The organism is Acinetobacter sp. CIP-A165 (genome assembly GCF_000367985.1).
Classification (GTDB): domain Bacteria; phylum Pseudomonadota; class Gammaproteobacteria; order Pseudomonadales; family Moraxellaceae; genus Acinetobacter.
The window spans coordinates 157,009-173,620 of the sequence record NZ_KB849201.1 but is presented as its reverse complement, the minus strand read 5'-3'; the positions used below and the strand labels follow the sequence as shown (position 1 = coordinate 173,620).

Here is a 16,612-nt window from a genome sequence, read left to right as displayed (position 1 = left end):
ATGTTTCTTGCGTTTCCATTCGCCCTCACCTAGAAACTTCATGCCTGTAGAGTCCATGAGTAGATGCAGCCCATCGCTACTTTTTTGGTAGCTGATTACAATATCAATATGCTTTTGTCTTCTACAAAGCGTGGTGTAATCTGGAGCTATCCAATTTAATCCGCAAAGTTTAATCAGACTTTGCACAAAGCCAGTGACCATACGTAAAGACAGACGGAATAAGGATTTAATCATTAAGCAGCATTGGATGGCTGCGTCGGAGTAGGTTTGATTTCGCCCTTGTTTACCGATGGACGGAGCATACCATTGCGTAGCAGGATCAAACCAAATGGCAATATTTCCGCGACTCATGAGTGCTCGGTTATATGCGGGCCAATTGGTTGTGCGGTAGATTTTGTGTGCAGGCTTCTTCATTTGAAAATTATATCGCTGAAAAACCCTTTACAGATAGGTTTGTGCAACAAAGCCACAGACAGTTAGAAAAAGAATTTAATAAGGGAACGTACCAATGTATCAGGTTGGTTGGGATAAGCAGGAAATCAAAATAGCGCCGAAAGGCTATGCCATGTTTGGCTATGGTCAATGGTCACATCGAGCTTATGAAAAGCGAACGGCTTTATATGCACGCAGTTTTAGCATTGTCGATCAGCAGCAAAATCGGCTTATTTTTTGCTGTTTAGATTTGGGCTGTATTACCCATGCGATGCGTAGTCAAACGGTGGCGAGACTTCAACAAAGCTTTGGTTCAGCGTTTAATGAAAATCAATTGGTCTTGACCGCAACCCATACGCATTCAGGGCCGGGTGGCTGTGCACATGAAGCCTTGTATAACATGCCAACACCGGGTTTTGTGCCCGAACATTTAAGCGCGATTGTCGATGCGATTATTCTGAGTATTCTGACCGCCATAGAGCAAGAACAAGAGACTGAGATTTTCCTCACCACGCAGAATTTTGCAGAAAACATACCTGTGGCATGGAATCGTTCAATTAAGGCTTATAACCGTAATCCTGATGTCATCCAATATTCAGAAACTGAAACACATTTAGCTTTAAACCGTGAAATGCAGTTGATCGGATTTTATCGGGAGCAAAAATTACAATCCTTTATTTCTTTGTTTGGTGTACATGCCACGTGTCTTGGAAATAATTTAACAGCACATGATGGCGATAATAAGGGCTATGCCGCTGCATTTTCAGAGCAGGCTTTGATTGATCAAGGGATTCAAAATCCTGTCACGATTTTTGCGCAAGCAACGGCAGGCGATGTGTCTCCGCATTTTCATGGCAAAAACCAACTCAAGATTCGCAACAAAATTAAAGGCGAACAAGAGTACCGATATGCACAGCAAAATGGACGTTATCAAAGTGAATTGGCTTTAACGGCATTTCAGTATCCTTTGCAACAGATTAAGGGGGAAATTGATGGGGTATTGTCTTATGTGGATTTAAGCAATATTGAAATTCCGCCTGAGTTTGCTGCTGGGCAAGTCGGTGCCAAAACCAGTCAACCGTGTCATGGCGTTGCTTTTTTTGCAGGAACGCCTGTCGATGGACTCGGTGCGCCAAAGCCTTTAATCAAAGCGATGCAGTTTTTAGCCAATCAATTTCGAAAACAAAAAACCAAGCATCCTTTAGCGTCTGATTTTACTGCCTATCAACAACTATATGCTTCACAAGGACCTAAGCAAATTTTACTAGAAGCAGGCGCAAAAAAGATTTTAGGGCAGCCGATTGGTTTTCCGCCGAGTATGCTTGATCCGTTGATTGCAGAAATGAATCGACAAGTCAAAGTAGGGGCAATACAGCAAAGCCCTTTAGTGCCGTGTGTAGTGCCATTACAAATCATTCGATTGGGTCAGTTAGCACTTGTGTGCTGTCCGGGTGAGTTTACGACGATTGCAGGACAACGCGTTATTCATACTGTAAAGCAAGTTTTGGCTGATCAGCCTGATATAGATCAAGTTTGGTTAAGTTCTTATTGCAATGATTATATGGGGTATGTCACCACTTATAAGGAATACCAAGAACAAGCTTATGAAGGTGGGCATACCTTATTTGGGCAATGGACACTTGCTGCTTGTCAAAGCAAATTCAAACATTTAGCAGAACAATTATTGCAAGATAAGAATAAACGTAATGATGGTCAAGGTTATGATCAAACGACGCGACCAAATCCGATTCCAGAACAAGAACTCGCAAAGCGAAGTAATCACGGTAATTTAAAAACTGCCGTAGGCCAAGGAGAGGCAGGGCAGAGTAAAACTTGAAGTGCGACATAAACCACCTAATTAATTTAAAGGGTTTATGGAGTATATAAAATTGTCATACCATCATCTTAACTTTGAAGATCGTACTGCATTAATGCTTGAGTCAAGAAAAGAAGGCTTTTCAGCCAGAAAATTTGCTGAACTCATTAAAAGACATCCTAGTACGATCTATCGTGAGCTTAAAAGAAATAGCATCAATGACGTTTATCAAGCTCAATATGCTTCTGATAACACCTTCGCTAGACGTAGACGTGGTCACAGAAAACTCAAAATCGATTCAATCCTCTGGAAATTTATTGTTGAAGCGATCCGTTGTTTATGGTCTCCTCAGCAAATAGCAAAGCGTTTAAAGACATTTCCTGATTTGGATCAAACAATGAATGTAAGCCATACAACGATTTATTCAACGATACGAGCATTACCAAAGGGTGAGTTGAAAAAAGACTTATTATCCTGTCTGCGTCATGAAAATAAAAAGCGAAAAGCTAACGGTGAACCTAAAAAAGATTCTATATTACAGGATATTAAAACTATTCATGAGCGCCCAGCCGAAGTTCAAGAAAGAAAAATACCGGGTCATTGGGAAGCTGATTTAATTAAAGGTAAAGACAATAAAAGTTCGATAGCAACACTTATTGAACGAAATACACGGCTCTGTATCTTGGCAACATTACCTGATGCAAAGGCAGAATCAGTGCGCAAGGCTTTAACTGAAGCTCTGAAATATTTACCTGCAGAACTGCGTAAAACGTTGACCTATGACCGTGGACGCGAGATGGCAGAACATAAAATACTTGAAGAAGATTTAGGCATAGATGTATATTTCTGTGACCCACATTCACCCTGGCAAAAAGGCACATGCGAAAATATGAATGGTTTAATTAGGCAATATTTACCTAAAGGGATTGATTTAAATCAGGCAGATCAGCATTATTTAAATCAAGTTGCCATGTCACTGAATACTCGTCCTAGAAAAGCGTTAGATTGGCTTACACCATTAGAGAAATTTGCTCAGCTTGTTGATTATCATAAGACTTTTCAAACTGTCGCACCTCATGTTTGAATTCGCCCAGTATGAATGAATTTAGTCAGGCAACTTGGTCGAATTGGTCAGGTTTTCAAAAAGCTTATCCTGAACAGATTTTACAACCGACCAATATTTTAGAGTTACAGCGAATTGTGCAAGATTATCCAAAAATACGGGTGGTCGGTGCAGGACATTCATTTACGCCTTTGGTCTGTACCGATGATTTGTTATTGTCTTTAGATCGTATTGCAGGTGTGGAGTCTTCAGATATTGACCGCTGTCAAAGTACCATCTATGCAGGGACACGGTTATACCATTTAGACCAACACTTAAACCCGATCAATCAAGCCTTGATGAATCAGGGCGATATTGATCAGCAGAGTCTGGCAGGTGCAGTTTCAACAGGTACACATGGCACAGGCGCAGATTTGCATTGTATTTCAGCTTATGTCGAAGCTTTTGAGTTGCTGACGGCTTCAGGTGAAATCCTAAAATGTAGTCGAACCGAACATCCTGAAATTTTTGCCGCAGGACGTGTTTCCTTAGGCAGTTTAGGGATTTTGACCAAGATCACCATGCAAAATCGTCCGCGCTACAAGCTAAAAGAGCATATCGAACTTTGCCGAATCGAAGACATGATGCAACATATTCAGCAATGGAAGCATCAGCATCGGCACATTGAGTGCTTTGTATTTTCCTATGAAAAACAGGTGATGTTAAAAACCTTAGATGAAACTGATGAGGAGCTTTTGCCACGTAAAGAAAACTTCCCATCGGATGATACTTTGCTGACCATGTGCTCTGAGCTCACCCGATTTTTCCCACCAATCAATCCCTATTTGCAGAAGCTATTGGGGGTACTGGTTAAACCAACAACTTATGTGGATTGGTCGAGTAAGATATTTCCAACGCCGCGCAATACCAAATTCAATGAAATGGAATATCAGATTCCTGTTGAGCAAGGCATCGAATGTCTAGATGAGGTTTTACATACCTTAAGAAATTATAAAGTCTCAACTTTTTTCCCTCTCGAATTTCGCTTTGTCAAAGGTGATGATATTTGGCTGAGTCCTTTTTATCAGCAAGACTCGATTTCGATCTCGGTTCATCAATATCACAAACAAGATCCACGTTTGATTTTTGATGTGGTTGAACCGATTTTGCAGAAATATAAGGGTCGTCCTCATTGGGGGAAAATGCATAATATAACCACGACGCAGCTTCGTGCTTTATATCCAAAGTGGGATGATTTTATGGCTTTGCGTCAACAACTTGATCCGCAAGCCAAGTTTTTAAATCCATATTTAGAAAAGTTGTTTTGGGGTTAAATAGAATTTTTTATGAGTTGGAAGAGTCTTCGTATCAGACTGTATTTAGAATCAAGATAAAGAAAAGGATATGAAAATGTTGGATCATTATTTTAAACAACTCAATTTCGATCTAAAAAAACAGGGGGTTGTGACACCACAACTCATCGTGGATGCGGCTGCTTTAAAACAAAATATCCAACATGTGCAAGTGCGTTTGTCATATGCTCAACACTTGAAAGCACGTTTGGTGGTGAAATCGCTTGCCTGTCTAGATTTATTAAAAATGTTGTCTGAACAGATCAATACGCAACGCTTTATGGTGTTTCACCAACCACATATTATTTCAATCTTAGAGAACTTTGCTGAAGCTGATATTTTATTAGGCAAGCCCATGCCAGCCCAAGCCACAGGTTATTTTTATGAAAAGTATTCCGAATGGTCACACGCTAAGATTCAGTGGCTAATTGATACCAAACAACGACTACAGCAGTATTTAGAAATTGCTCAGGCATATTCAATTTGCTTAAACGTGAATATTGAAATTGATGTCGGCTTACATCGTGGTGGGGTGCAGTCCACCCAGCAACTGGCTGAAATATTGAAACTGATTCAGCAATATCCACAGCATTTAAAGCTATCAGGTTTAATGGGCTACGACGCACATGTCACCAAAATACCTGCACTGATTAAAAAACCAGAGCAGGCCTATTTGGAATCACAACAGACTTATGCCAATTATCAAAATCTCATTCAAAAACAGTTCCCAATGCTTTGGAATGAAGAACTTTGTTTTAATGGTGGTGGTAGCCCAACTTTCAGTTTTCATACCACTGAAAGTGTTTGTAATGACTTATCTTTTGGTTCGATGTTATTAAAACCGAGTGATTTTGACAGTGATTTTTTAAAAGCTTTGCAGCCTGCATTATGGATTGCCGCGCCTGTATTAAAAGTACTGCCTTTTACTCAGCTTCCGTCTATGTCTTTACTCGATAAATTGCCACATAAATCTAAGGCATTGTTTATTTATGGGGGGTATTGGCTGGCAAATTATGTCTATCCGAAACAAGCACATCCACATGTTTTGTATGGACGCAGTAGCAATCAAGAGTTGGTTAATGTCCCGAAGGATTGTGATATTCAAGTGGATGATTTTGTATTTTTAAGACCGACACAAAGTGAGGCAATTATCCCTCAGTTTTCTGAATTAAAGATATATAAGCAGCATGCTTTTGAAAGCTGGGATACTTTTCGAGAATAGCGGTAATGCAATAAAAAACCTTGTGATTTAGCACAAGGTTTTTGAATCAAAAGATATTTTATTGCTTTATGACCAGAACTGGAATGTGTGATTCAGTCAGGACGGTACGAGCAACACTACCGAGTAATAAACGTTTTACCCCAGTACGACCATGCGAACCCATAATAATCAAATCTGCTCCAATTTCATCAGCAACAAAAAGAATGCCTTCACTGGCCGAGCCATGATAAATTTTAGTGGCAACATTGATATCATTTTGACTAAATGATTGAGCAATGTCCTGTAACTGTGTTTTTGCATGTGCTTCAGCTTGCATAAAATGCTCAGTTATTGCAGGTGCAACTTGGTAAAAGTCCACGCCCACATAAGGATCAACTGCAACCACACTCAGCACTGTGACTTTTGCACCGGATAATTTCGCCAAAGACAGTGCATGTTCAACCGCCGCATAAGAAATTGGAGAGTCGTCCACAGGGACTAAAATATTTTGATAAGACATGGTTACTCCTTATAATTTATCGTTGTGATCATTTGGGTTTGTTGAACACCCTAATATGTTGATAACATACTTGAGCCGCCTCTAGCAAATAAAAATAGGAACCTTTGTGTTACTCAGCTTAGATGCTTTTAAACAGCAAAAATTCAACCATATGGCAACTAAAATAATCGCCGATCCTGAAACATATTTATGTTTTGATTCGGTTTCAGATTTTTATAAGGCGACGTGGTTAGATGAGTTTCCTCAAGGTACGACATGGTCGGCAACAGGCTTAGACGATGGTGCAGAACATTTCTATGCTGTGATTGAATATGGCTATCAATATTTATCGATCAGTCGTACAACATCAGTTGTTGTAAAAATAGCCACTCGAGAAAATCACAATAAGAATAACTAATCGGAGCAGTCACCAATTTTTGCTAGTTCAGACTTTGTGATTCTGATGAGAATGATATACTTCGGACGGTGATGAAATCCTAAATAAAACGAAATGGAAATTTAAAAATGGCACATCAATTTACGGTAAATGAAACAATTCATGGTGTTTCAATTGAAGACTTTTCAAGACTGGTTGCAAATACTGCATTGCATGAAGCAGTGTGTAAACGTATTCCTGGGGAAAACTTAGAAATTATTGAGTCTGCTATAAATGGTGATATTTACACGCTTCGCCGTGAATATAATCTTGATGTAAATATTCCAGATGTTGCGAAAAAGCTATTAAAAAATGCATTCCGCTTAAAACGCTCTGATATTACCCATTTGAAAAATTTAACTTCAACGGTTGAGTTGGGTGCAAATTTACCTTTAGAAGCAAAGGGTGAGCGTAGCGTTACTGGTGACAGTGAAAAAGTAAATATCTCTTTGACTTGGACTGTAAAAGTAAAAGTGCCTTTGATTGGCGGTATGCTAGAGAGACATGCTGAAGGTGAAATTCGTAAATTTAGCCAACTCGAAATTGAAATTGTTGCTGATGAATTAAAGAAAAATCTTTAATTTAACTTAGATTAGAAAAAACGCTTCGTATCATCAATACGGAGCGTTTTTTTATTTTAGCGTGAAAATGATAGAAGCCACATGAAATATCCAATACTATGTTATTTACTATTTGATCAAGAATAAGGTCATTGTTATGAGTGTGGTTTTAGCTGTAGCACAGCGCGGTGAAAATATTTTAACCCTTAAAGCTGCAACCGTTGGGGATGGAGAGTTTAATAGTGAATGGTTGATGCAACTTGCTTCAGCGATGCATGCGACCATGCTTGATCGTAATGGTGTTGGGATTGCTGCACCGCAGGTTTATATTTCAAAACGAATTATTATTGTCGCTTCTCGTCCAAATATACGCTATCCCGATGCGCCTGAAATGGATGCAGTAGTGATGGTGAATCCTGAGATTCTAGCCTTTTCTCAAGCGACATGTTTAGGTGAAGAAGGGTGCTTGAGTGTGCCAGATCAGCGTGGGGTAGTGGAGCGAGCACAAGCGATCAAAGTACGTTATTACACTTTGCAAGGTGAGGTGGTTGAAACCACATATGAGGGTTTTCCTGCGCGTATTGTTCAACATGAAGTCGATCATTTGGATGGTGTGTTGTTTGTGGAGCGGATGTCTGCTTAAAAGTGGAGATTAATGAAGCCTTATAATAAAATATAAAACAGCCAGCACAGGATTTACGAAGCAATATGACTGATGCTGAGTAATTGCTTTAATAGTAATTGAATTTAACCCAATAGATAAACTAAAAGTGTAGACATATCAGTTCTTGCTTGAGTTGATATAGGAAAAACTAATGAGCGTACTCAAGTTAAGTAAATATAACTCTTTTATAAACACTGATTGTATTAAATTAATACAGGGAGAATTTTTGGGAGTTATATTTCTTATAGTTTGTTTGGGGGGCTTAGTACCAGCCGTATTTGACTCAGATCGATGGGTAATAAATTTTTTTGATTACCATGTGTCTTTGTATTATTTTTATCCTGTTTTTGTTGGATTTTTAGGGCTGACCTATTTGTTTAGAAATTTTTTTAAATTCTATCGTCACACCATTTTTAATTTCTGTTCTAAAGACAGCTCTATAGTTTTTAATATTTGTTGGTTTAAAAATATTCAGTCTAAAAATTTTGGTATTATCATTGCTAAACATCGTATTGGACATTGGAATGGTTTTAAAAAAGAATATTTTAATTGTGTAGGCATCAAGATTAATAATAAAGTTTATCTCATTCCAGTTGAAGAGGATAAACAGGATGAACTCGTGCAACTGCTACTTGATAATGGAGGTTCACTGGTTTAATCCCTAAAATTAAGGGATTTCTATTGTCCATCAGTAAACTTGGTCGTTGAATGTGATGGTGGTCAGTATTATACAGAAGATGGTTTGGAAGCGGATCAGAATCGAGATCAAACTTTAAGTGAGTTAGGACTTTTGGTTCTCAGGTTTTCTAATCATCAGATTTTGACTGAAACTGATGCTGTGGTGGAGCAGGTTTATTGGCGTGTTCAGCAGAGATTGGAATCTCCCTCTTGCGAAACTTAGATTCTCACTTTTGGCAAAGGAGGACTTGCCGCGAATTGAATGTAGGTCTTATATTTCGCGGCACTCTCTCCTTTGTAAAGGAGGATTGGGGAGGATTATAATTATTTATATCCTCAAATTTATGAAAGTAGTTTAGTAAAAAGCATATTAAACTTAATGACTAAAATTGAATGAATCATCAGACGAATATATTTTTTGATGTCATACGCTAGGAACGTTTCAATGAAAAAACTTATCTTATATTTTCTTTAGTTATGTATGTACTATTTAATCCTTCGGTTGTACTTGCTGAGACTGTTGAATCAGATGAAGTAATGGATATTTTTATTGGGACACTAGAAGTTGATGATAAAAAAGTTATTTTAAATCGCTGTGATGGTGGTTCAAATATATACATATTAAAAGATGCTGAATGGAGTGATGAAAAGGCAGTATTCAACTTTCTATCCAAAGAAAAAGATATGAAAAAACCTATTTATGCTGAAGTTGTAGGTGCATATAGGGGTGATGGAAATAAGAATATACTTTTAGTTGATTCAATTAGTGATGTTACAGAAAGAAAAAGTTGTCATTTAAGTGATTTACTTTAAGTTGTAGCTTAGATTAAATATTTTTTGTATAGAAAATAGTGGTTTGATACTTTATTGCTGAAGTTGCCTTTATTATTTTGTAATATAGCATCAATGGGTTGGACGAATGCTTAGCTTGCTTAGAAGTATTTTATAAATACCACCAAAAATTATTAAAAAAAATGCCCCACAAGTGAAAAGTAAAAAAACAGCAATAGATAATTTTGAGGTTTCACTTTTTACTTTTTGAAAATCAATGAGTTGTTGATTATTCAAAGTGTGCTGAGTTTTCTCTTGTGTTAAAGAATTAATCCAACTGATATTTTTGATAAAAAATTTGTCTCCCAATCTTACAATATCTAATTCTTGTATTATATAGTTCTGTTCTTCTACTTGTTGCTTATTACAAATGGTTTCAGAGTAGCTTGAACAGCCAATGAGAAAAAAACGGTTTTTATTTTGAGTGATGAATATGGTGTCAGCTTTATTGAACCTTTTAATACTAAACTCATAAATCATAGACTCATTAGTTTTAAGATGTAGGTGTGGAATTACCTTAACTATTTTCTGAGGATTTAATATTTTATAGATACCTAGCGTAATTGTAAAAAGTATGATTGTAGTTAATATTAAAGCTATAATTTGTGCTAGATTGCTTTTTTGATGATTGTTTAGTTTAAAGCCAAGATTCATTTCTATTTTTGAAGAACTAATGTTATTTGTCAGTATATAGATTATACGTGTATTTTTGGAAGTTTGGTCAAACTTAATATATAGAATAAATTATTTGAACTTGTAAAAAATCCCTCCCAACCTCCCTTTGAAAAAGGGAGGAGCTGTCACGTAATTCATTTAATCACATGACATCTCCCTCTTTTTAAGGAAGTGAGAAGTATTGCTTCGCAAGGGAGATTATAAGAACTCTAGATTAACCAATCGAATCATCTAAATTCGGTGCTAACCAACGCTTCGCTTCATCTAGTGTCCAGCCTTTACGCTTTGCATAATCCTCAAGCTGATCTTGAGAAATCTTGCCTACGTTAAAGTATTCACTTTCAGGATGTGAATAGTAGAAACCACTGACAGAAGAAGGTGGCATCATCGCAAAGTGTTCAGTCAATTTGGTACCAATTTTTTCTTCCGAACCTAACCAATCAAATAGCACTGCTTTTTCAGAATGCTCAGGGCAAGCAGGATAACCCGGTGCGGGACGAATCCCGACGTATTTCTCTTTGATCAATTCTTCATTGCCCAAAGTCTCGTCGGTTTTATAACCCCAAAACTCTTTACGGACACGCTCATGTAAATGCTCGGCAAATGCTTCAGCAAAACGATCTGCCAAAGACTGAATTAAAATCGCAGAATAGTCATCACCTTTGGCTTTATATTCATTTGCCAATTCTTCCGCACCGAAGATCGACACGGTAAAACCACCAAGATAATCTTCTGGCTGCTCAGATTGTTTAATAAAGTCAGCTAAAGACAGATTTGGTTTACCTGTGACTTTGTCCGATTGTTGGCGTACATGTTCAAAAGTATGTGTGAGCTGCTGAGCTGTTTCGTCAAATACACTGACCGTATCCGCACCAGTACGTTGCGCAGGGTATAAACCAAACACGGCACGAGCATCGAACAGTTTGTTGTCGATCACATCTTTTAACATCGCTTGAGCTTGGTTATATAAATCTGTTGCTGCTTCACCCACAACTTCATCTTGTAAAATTTTCGGGAATTTTCCTGCCAAACTCCAAGAAATAAAGAATGGTGTCCAGTCAAAATACTCCACCAAGGTTGCAAGTGGGTAGTTGGTGAGAACATGCGTGCCCAATGTATTTGGAATCGGCGGCACATAATCTTTATCGACCTTAAAGCCATTTTTAACAGATTCTGGATAGCTCAGTTTTGCCGCTTTAGGTTGTTTATTGGCTAAGCGTTCACGAATTTTGGCATATTCAGCACGTTGTTCTGCGATAAAACTACCGCGCATTTCAGGTGAAAGTAGGGTGGTTGCAACACCCACTGCCCGCGATGCATCGGCAACATAAATCACCGCATCATTTGAATATTGCGGGTCAATTTTTACTGCGGTATGTGCTTTCGATGTGGTCGCACCGCCAATCAATAGCGGAATATTAAAGCCTTTGCGTTGCATTTCTTTGGCAACAAATACCATTTCATCGAGTGACGGGGTAATCAAGCCCGATAAACCGATGATGTCACATTTCTCATCAATCGCTGTTTGCAGAATTTTCTCAGAAGAGACCATGACACCAAGGTCAACGATATCGTAGCCATTACAACCAAGTACTACCCCCACGATATTTTTACCAATATCATGAACGTCGCCTTTGACGGTTGCCATCAGGACTTTACCTTTAGGCTTGCTGTTTGTTTTTGCCGCCTCGATATACGGATTCAGCCATGCCACCGCTTGTTTCATTACACGCGCAGATTTGACCACTTGCGGTAGGAACATTTTGCCCGAACCGAATAAGTCACCGACGACGTTCATACCATCCATCAATGCGCCTTCAATCACATCAAGTGGGCGTTTTGCTTTTAAACGTGCTTCTTCTGTATCTTCATCAATATATGTGGTGATGCCTTTAACAAGGGCATATTCAAGACGCTTTTCTACAGATTGATTACGCCACTCGAGGTTTTCCGCTTCACGTTGTGCACCGCCTTGACCACGGTATTTTTCAGCAACTTCAAGCAACTTTTCAGTGGCAATTTGACCCGACTCACCTTGATTTTGATTGAGAACAACATCTTCAACTGCTGCTTTGAGCTCAGGGTCAATATCATCATAAATGGCCATTTGCCCAGCATTGACGATCCCCATGGTCATGCCTTGTTTGATGGCATAGTAGAGGAACACTGAGTGAATCGCTTCACGGACAGGTTCATTGCCACGGAATGAGAATGAGACGTTAGAGACACCACCTGAAATCATCGCATGAGGTAAGTTCTGTTTGATCCAACCTGTCGCTTCGATAAAGTCCACAGCATAGTTGTTGTGTTCTTCAATACCTGTCGCGATTGCAAAGACGTTCGGGTCAAAAATAATATCTTCAGCAGGGTAGCCGACTTCATTGACCAAAATGTCATAAGAGCGTTTACAGATTTCGCGTTTACGCGCAGCGGTATCTGCTTGTCCAGCTTCGTCAAAAGCCATGACAATCACAGCAGCACCATACTGGCGGCATAAGCGTGCTTTCTCGACAAACTCGTCATAACCTTCTTTTAATGAAATCGAGTTGACGACGGGTTTGCCTTGCACACACTTCAAACCTGCTTCAATGATTTCCCATTTTGATGAGTCAATCATGATCGGTACACGAGAAATATCAGGCTCAGATGCCACAAGATTCAGGAAATGGACCATCGCAGTTTGCGAATCGAGCATCCCTTCATCCATATTAATATCGATGATCTGTGCACCTGCCACCACTTGTTGCTGAGCAACTTCTAAGGCTTCTGCAAAGTTTTCTTCACGGATTAAACGCAGGAATTTTTTTGAACCTGTAACGTTGGTACGCTCACCGACATTCACAAAGAGTGAGTCATCATAAATGTTAAATGGCTCTAAACCACTTAAACGACAGGCAGGAACGGTTTCAGGTATTTGTCGTGGTTTAATATCTTTTACGGCATTATAAATCGCACGAATATGATCTGGTGTGGTACCACAGCATCCGCCTGTGATATTGATCAAACCACTTTCAGCAAATTCTTTGATGAATTCAGCCGTTTGTTCAGGTGTTTCATCATATTCACCAAACGCATTTGGCAAGCCAGCATTTGGATGCGCTGAAACAAAGGTATCAGCAATATCGGCAATGGTTTTAACGTGCGGACGCATCGCATCTGCACCCAAAGCACAGTTAAAGCCGATAGAAAGTAAGTCGCCGTGACGGACAGAGTTCCAGAACGCTTCGGCAGTTTGACCTGTTAAGGTACGACCAGATGCATCGGTAATCGTACCTGAAATCATCAATGGCAGTTCACGACCGATTTGCTTGAAGACTTCTTTGACCGCGAAGATCGCTGCTTTACAGTTTAAAGTATCAAAAACGGTTTCGATCAGGAGGATGTCCGAACCACCTTCGATCAAAGCATGGGTTGCTTCTATATAGTTTTCTTTGAGTTCATCGAAAGTAATGTTACGAAACGCAGGATCATTTACATTTGGCGAAATTGAACAGGTGCGTGATGTTGGCCCCAATACACCAGCCACAAAGCGTGGTTTATCTGGCGTTGAGTATTTATCACAGGCAGCTCTCGCCAAACGCGCAGCTTCACGGTTGATCTCAGGAACCAAATCTTCCATGTGGTAATCGGACATTGAGACGCGAGTACCATTGAAGCTGTTGGTTTCGATAATATCGGCACCAGCATCCAAATACGCTTCATGAATGCTTTGAATAATTTGTGGTTGTGTTAAAACCAATAAATCGTTATTACCTTTAAGGTCTGATGCCCAGTCTGCAAAACGTTCCCCACGATAATCTTCTTCTTCTAATTTATGGCGCTGAATCATAGTTCCCATCGCACCATCAATGATCAGGATACGCTGGGTAAGAAGTGATTTTAGGGTGGCAAGTGTGGACATAAGGAACCCCAGTATATGATGAATATAAAAAGCAGGGGCATTGTAACAGAAGCCGTATCAATGCGTATATTTTCAGTACAGTAGAGTGATGATCTGTCAGTTCACATTAAAAATGTCTTCAACGTTTCATTAAACTGCAATAATTAAAAGTAATAATGTTTAAAAATAAAACAGTGCCCTGAAATATGACAATAACATGTCATCTTTCGTAGCATTTGTTGCAAAATCAGACAAACAGTTTTTAAGGTGTTTTTGTTTTATTAATTGTTTGTTTTTATTGGTTTTAATAAATTAATAAGGTGGATTTATCGCCAAAAAACATGAAAAATTGATGTAAAAGTATGAAATTTTGGCTTCATATGGCACTCCTTTGTCATATAATTGTCATAATTTAATTAAACAATATGGGGGATTTCATCATCCTCTGTCCGTCTACATGAATTCTAATCTTCCCCCTGCTTCGGATTCACCACTTGCCAACCCAGCGGCAAAATCAACGAATGTGCATGTACCAACACCGAAATTTTTTATGCCGGTGTTTTTGACGATTATTGTTGCAACACTTATTTATATCGGTTTTCAGGTGAGTGCTGACTTAGCACATGTTCCTGCTTTAAGTTTATATTCTGTCATTTTATTATCAACGGCTCTTTTTATTGCTTTGGCTTTTGAGTTTGTAAATGGTTTCCATGATACTGCGAATGCGGTAGCGACGGTCATTTATACCAATGCGCTTCCTGCACCTGTAGCGGTGATGTGGGCGGGCTTCTGTAACTTCTTAGGGGTTATGGTTGCCAGTGGTGCAGTTGCATACGGTATTATTGCATTGCTCCCTGTTGAAATGATTATGAATGTAGGCAGTGGTGCAGGCTTTGCGATGGTCTTTGCATTGCTGATTGCAGCGATTGTGTGGAATCTGGGAACATGGTTCCTCGGTATTCCTGCTTCTAGCTCTCATACATTGATTGGCTCAATTTTAGGTGTGGGGATTATGAACCACTTGCTCAATGCTTCAACTGGTGCGACCAGTGGCATTGACATGGATCAAGTGCTTAAAGTTGGTAAGGCTTTACTGTTCTCGCCAATGATTGGTTTCGCTTTCGCTGCGGTTCTATTCTTGTTGGTTAAGAAAATATTTAAAAACCAAATGGAGTTATTCCAGCCGCCTGTTGGCAATAAGCCACCACCGCCGTTAATTCGCGGTATCTTGATTTTCACTTGTACTGGGGTCAGTTTTGCTCACGGTTCAAATGATGGTCAAAAGGGCATGGGCTTAATCATGTTGATCTTGATTGGCTTGGTTCCATTGGCATATTCATTAAATAAAAATTTAGATGAAAAACATCTACAGTCATTTGAACAATTGTCTTCTCAAACGGCTTTGTTTTTAAATGTTGATCGACAAGATTATTCTGATGAAAAAGCGCGTGAAGTGCTAACCACCTATATTCAAACCAAAGAACAAACGCCAGAAGTTATACCTGCATTGGCAAGTATGACCAATCATTTAGGCGAGAAAGTTGCAGCTTATGGTGACCTCAAAAGCATTCCTGAAGAAGGTGTAGCAGAGTTACGTAATGACATGTACTTGAGTACGACTGCTTTTAAACGTCTAGACAAAGCTGAAGCATTGCCAGTGATGAATGATGAACAAAAGAAAGTGGTGAAAGAGTATCGCAGCAATATGGATTCATTTTTACAGTACATCCCGACTTGGGTAAAAGTAGCAGTCGCTCTTGCGCTTGGTCTCGGCACGATGGTGGGCTGGAAACGTATTGTTATTACTGTGGGTGAGCGTATTGGTAAGAATCACATGACCTATGGTCAAGGGATGTCTGCTGAGCTTGTTGCGATGAGTACCATTGCGGCGGCTGATGGTTTCGGCATGCCAGTTTCAACGACGCATGTCTTAAACAGTGCGGTTGCGGGTACCATGGTTGCGAATAAGTCAGGCTTGAACTTCGCTACGGTAAGAACAATTCTGTCTGCATGGGTATTTACTTTACCAGCAACGATCTGTTTATCAGGTGGCCTATACTGGTTATTCCTACAGTTTGTTTCTTGATTTAACGATTCGATTTTAGATGTTAAAGGCTTTGCTTCGGCAAGGCTTTTTTGTTTTTAATTGGCTCTCTTGCGTAAATCTGTTCTTAACGGCATATTCAAGCCTATAATTTATAAATGAATAAGCTTGTAACGCTTGTACTGTTCATCATTTTTCTATAATGAAGTTTTGGTTAATCAGCAAATATAACGATGAGGCTCAATGCTATGCTGAGCCAAACAGTAAGTGAGAGAACCACTTTGAAATGGCTTTGTTGCACAAAGATTTGAAATGCAAAGCGCCCCTAATTGAGCCAAATTTAAGGCGTAACTTGGGTAAGTGGTCGACCTAATTCCGTAAATCTGTTAAGGACTGCCACACGTGCATGGATCTCATTGACTTGGCTATCAAAACTCCTTGCACTGAGTTTATCTCCTAATAATTTGATGCAATGCATCTTAGTTTCAACCAAACTTCGCCG

Annotated in this window: 13 protein-coding genes and 3 pseudogenes; 11 read left to right on the top strand and 5 right to left on the bottom strand. The window is 39.2% G+C overall.

The genetic code is table 11. The annotated features are described in order from the left end of the window. Positions 1–414 (bottom strand): annotated as a pseudogene (locus F991_RS03535) (IS5-like element ISAba12 family transposase); the annotation flags it as partial. A 94-nt stretch (positions 415–508) separates the two neighbouring features. Here F991_RS03535 and F991_RS03530 point away from each other — a divergent pair. The 4 genes from F991_RS03530 (at position 509) to F991_RS03515 (ending at position 5,864) form a co-directional block, all read left to right on the top strand. After that, the gene (locus F991_RS03530; protein WP_004668983.1) at positions 509–2,269 is read left to right on the top strand and encodes a neutral/alkaline non-lysosomal ceramidase N-terminal domain-containing protein; all 1,761 of its coding nucleotides are present in this window, start codon (positions 509–511) and stop codon (positions 2,267–2,269) included. 94 nt (positions 2,270–2,363) lie between these two features. After that, positions 2,364–3,332: an IS30 family transposase gene (locus F991_RS03525; RefSeq protein WP_081398964.1), complete on the top strand. Its 969-nt coding sequence runs from the start codon at positions 2,364–2,366 to the stop codon at positions 3,330–3,332. Between the two features lie 11 nt (positions 3,333–3,343). Next, positions 3,344–4,624 carry a D-arabinono-1,4-lactone oxidase gene (locus F991_RS03520; protein WP_004668982.1) on the top strand — a complete coding sequence of 427 codons (1,281 nt, stop codon included), beginning with the start codon at positions 3,344–3,346 and terminating at the stop codon, positions 4,622–4,624. A gap of 76 nt (positions 4,625–4,700) precedes the next feature. Further along, positions 4,701–5,864: an alanine racemase gene (locus tag F991_RS03515; RefSeq protein ID WP_004668981.1), complete on the top strand. Its 1,164-nt coding sequence runs from the start codon at positions 4,701–4,703 to the stop codon at positions 5,862–5,864. A 58-nt stretch (positions 5,865–5,922) separates the two neighbouring features. Here the strand turns inward: F991_RS03515 and F991_RS03510 are convergent, their stop codons facing one another. After that, positions 5,923–6,363, bottom strand: a complete 441-nt coding sequence (locus F991_RS03510; protein WP_004668980.1) for a universal stress protein — start codon at positions 6,361–6,363, stop codon at positions 5,923–5,925. 106 nt (positions 6,364–6,469) lie between these two features. Between F991_RS03510 and F991_RS03505 the strand changes: the two genes are divergently transcribed. From F991_RS03505 to F991_RS03480, 6 genes and pseudogenes are all read left to right on the top strand, one after another. Next, positions 6,470–6,760 (top strand): hypothetical protein, encoded by a 291-nt coding sequence (locus F991_RS03505; RefSeq protein WP_004668979.1) that lies wholly within the window; start codon positions 6,470–6,472, stop codon positions 6,758–6,760. 107 nt (positions 6,761–6,867) lie between these two features. Further along, the gene (locus tag F991_RS03500; protein ID WP_004668978.1) at positions 6,868–7,359 is read left to right on the top strand and encodes a DUF2505 family protein; all 492 of its coding nucleotides are present in this window, start codon (positions 6,868–6,870) and stop codon (positions 7,357–7,359) included. A 136-nt stretch (positions 7,360–7,495) separates the two neighbouring features. Continuing rightward, complete coding sequence (gene def, locus F991_RS03495) at positions 7,496–7,981, top strand: peptide deformylase (protein ID WP_004668977.1); 486 nt, start codon at positions 7,496–7,498, stop codon at positions 7,979–7,981. 172 nt (positions 7,982–8,153) lie between these two features. Continuing rightward, entirely contained in the window at positions 8,154–8,660 is a 507-nt protein-coding gene (locus tag F991_RS03490) for a hypothetical protein (protein ID WP_004668976.1), read from the top strand. 15 nt (positions 8,661–8,675) lie between these two features. Next, a pseudogene (locus tag F991_RS03485) lies at positions 8,676–8,903 on the top strand (DUF559 domain-containing protein); the annotation flags it as partial. Positions 8,904–9,157: 254 nt separating this feature from the next. Next, positions 9,158–9,493, top strand: coding sequence for a hypothetical protein (locus tag F991_RS03480; RefSeq protein WP_004668975.1), 336 nt, complete (start codon positions 9,158–9,160; stop codon positions 9,491–9,493). 90 nt (positions 9,494–9,583) lie between these two features. Here F991_RS03480 and F991_RS03475 read toward each other — a convergent pair whose 3' ends face one another. Then, complete coding sequence (locus tag F991_RS03475) at positions 9,584–10,165, bottom strand: hypothetical protein (protein ID WP_004668974.1); 582 nt, start codon at positions 10,163–10,165, stop codon at positions 9,584–9,586. A 235-nt stretch (positions 10,166–10,400) separates the two neighbouring features. Next, positions 10,401–14,087: a methionine synthase gene (gene metH / locus F991_RS03470; protein WP_004668973.1), complete on the bottom strand. Its 3,687-nt coding sequence runs from the start codon at positions 14,085–14,087 to the stop codon at positions 10,401–10,403. Between the two features lie 436 nt (positions 14,088–14,523). On the opposite strand from metH, the gene F991_RS03465 reads away from it, so the two are divergent. After that, positions 14,524–16,152 (top strand): inorganic phosphate transporter, encoded by a 1,629-nt coding sequence (locus tag F991_RS03465; RefSeq protein WP_004668972.1) that lies wholly within the window; start codon positions 14,524–14,526, stop codon positions 16,150–16,152. Between the two features lie 298 nt (positions 16,153–16,450). Here F991_RS03465 and F991_RS17410 read toward each other — a convergent pair. After that, positions 16,451–16,612: pseudogene (locus F991_RS17410) on the bottom strand (IS5/IS1182 family transposase); the annotation flags it as partial.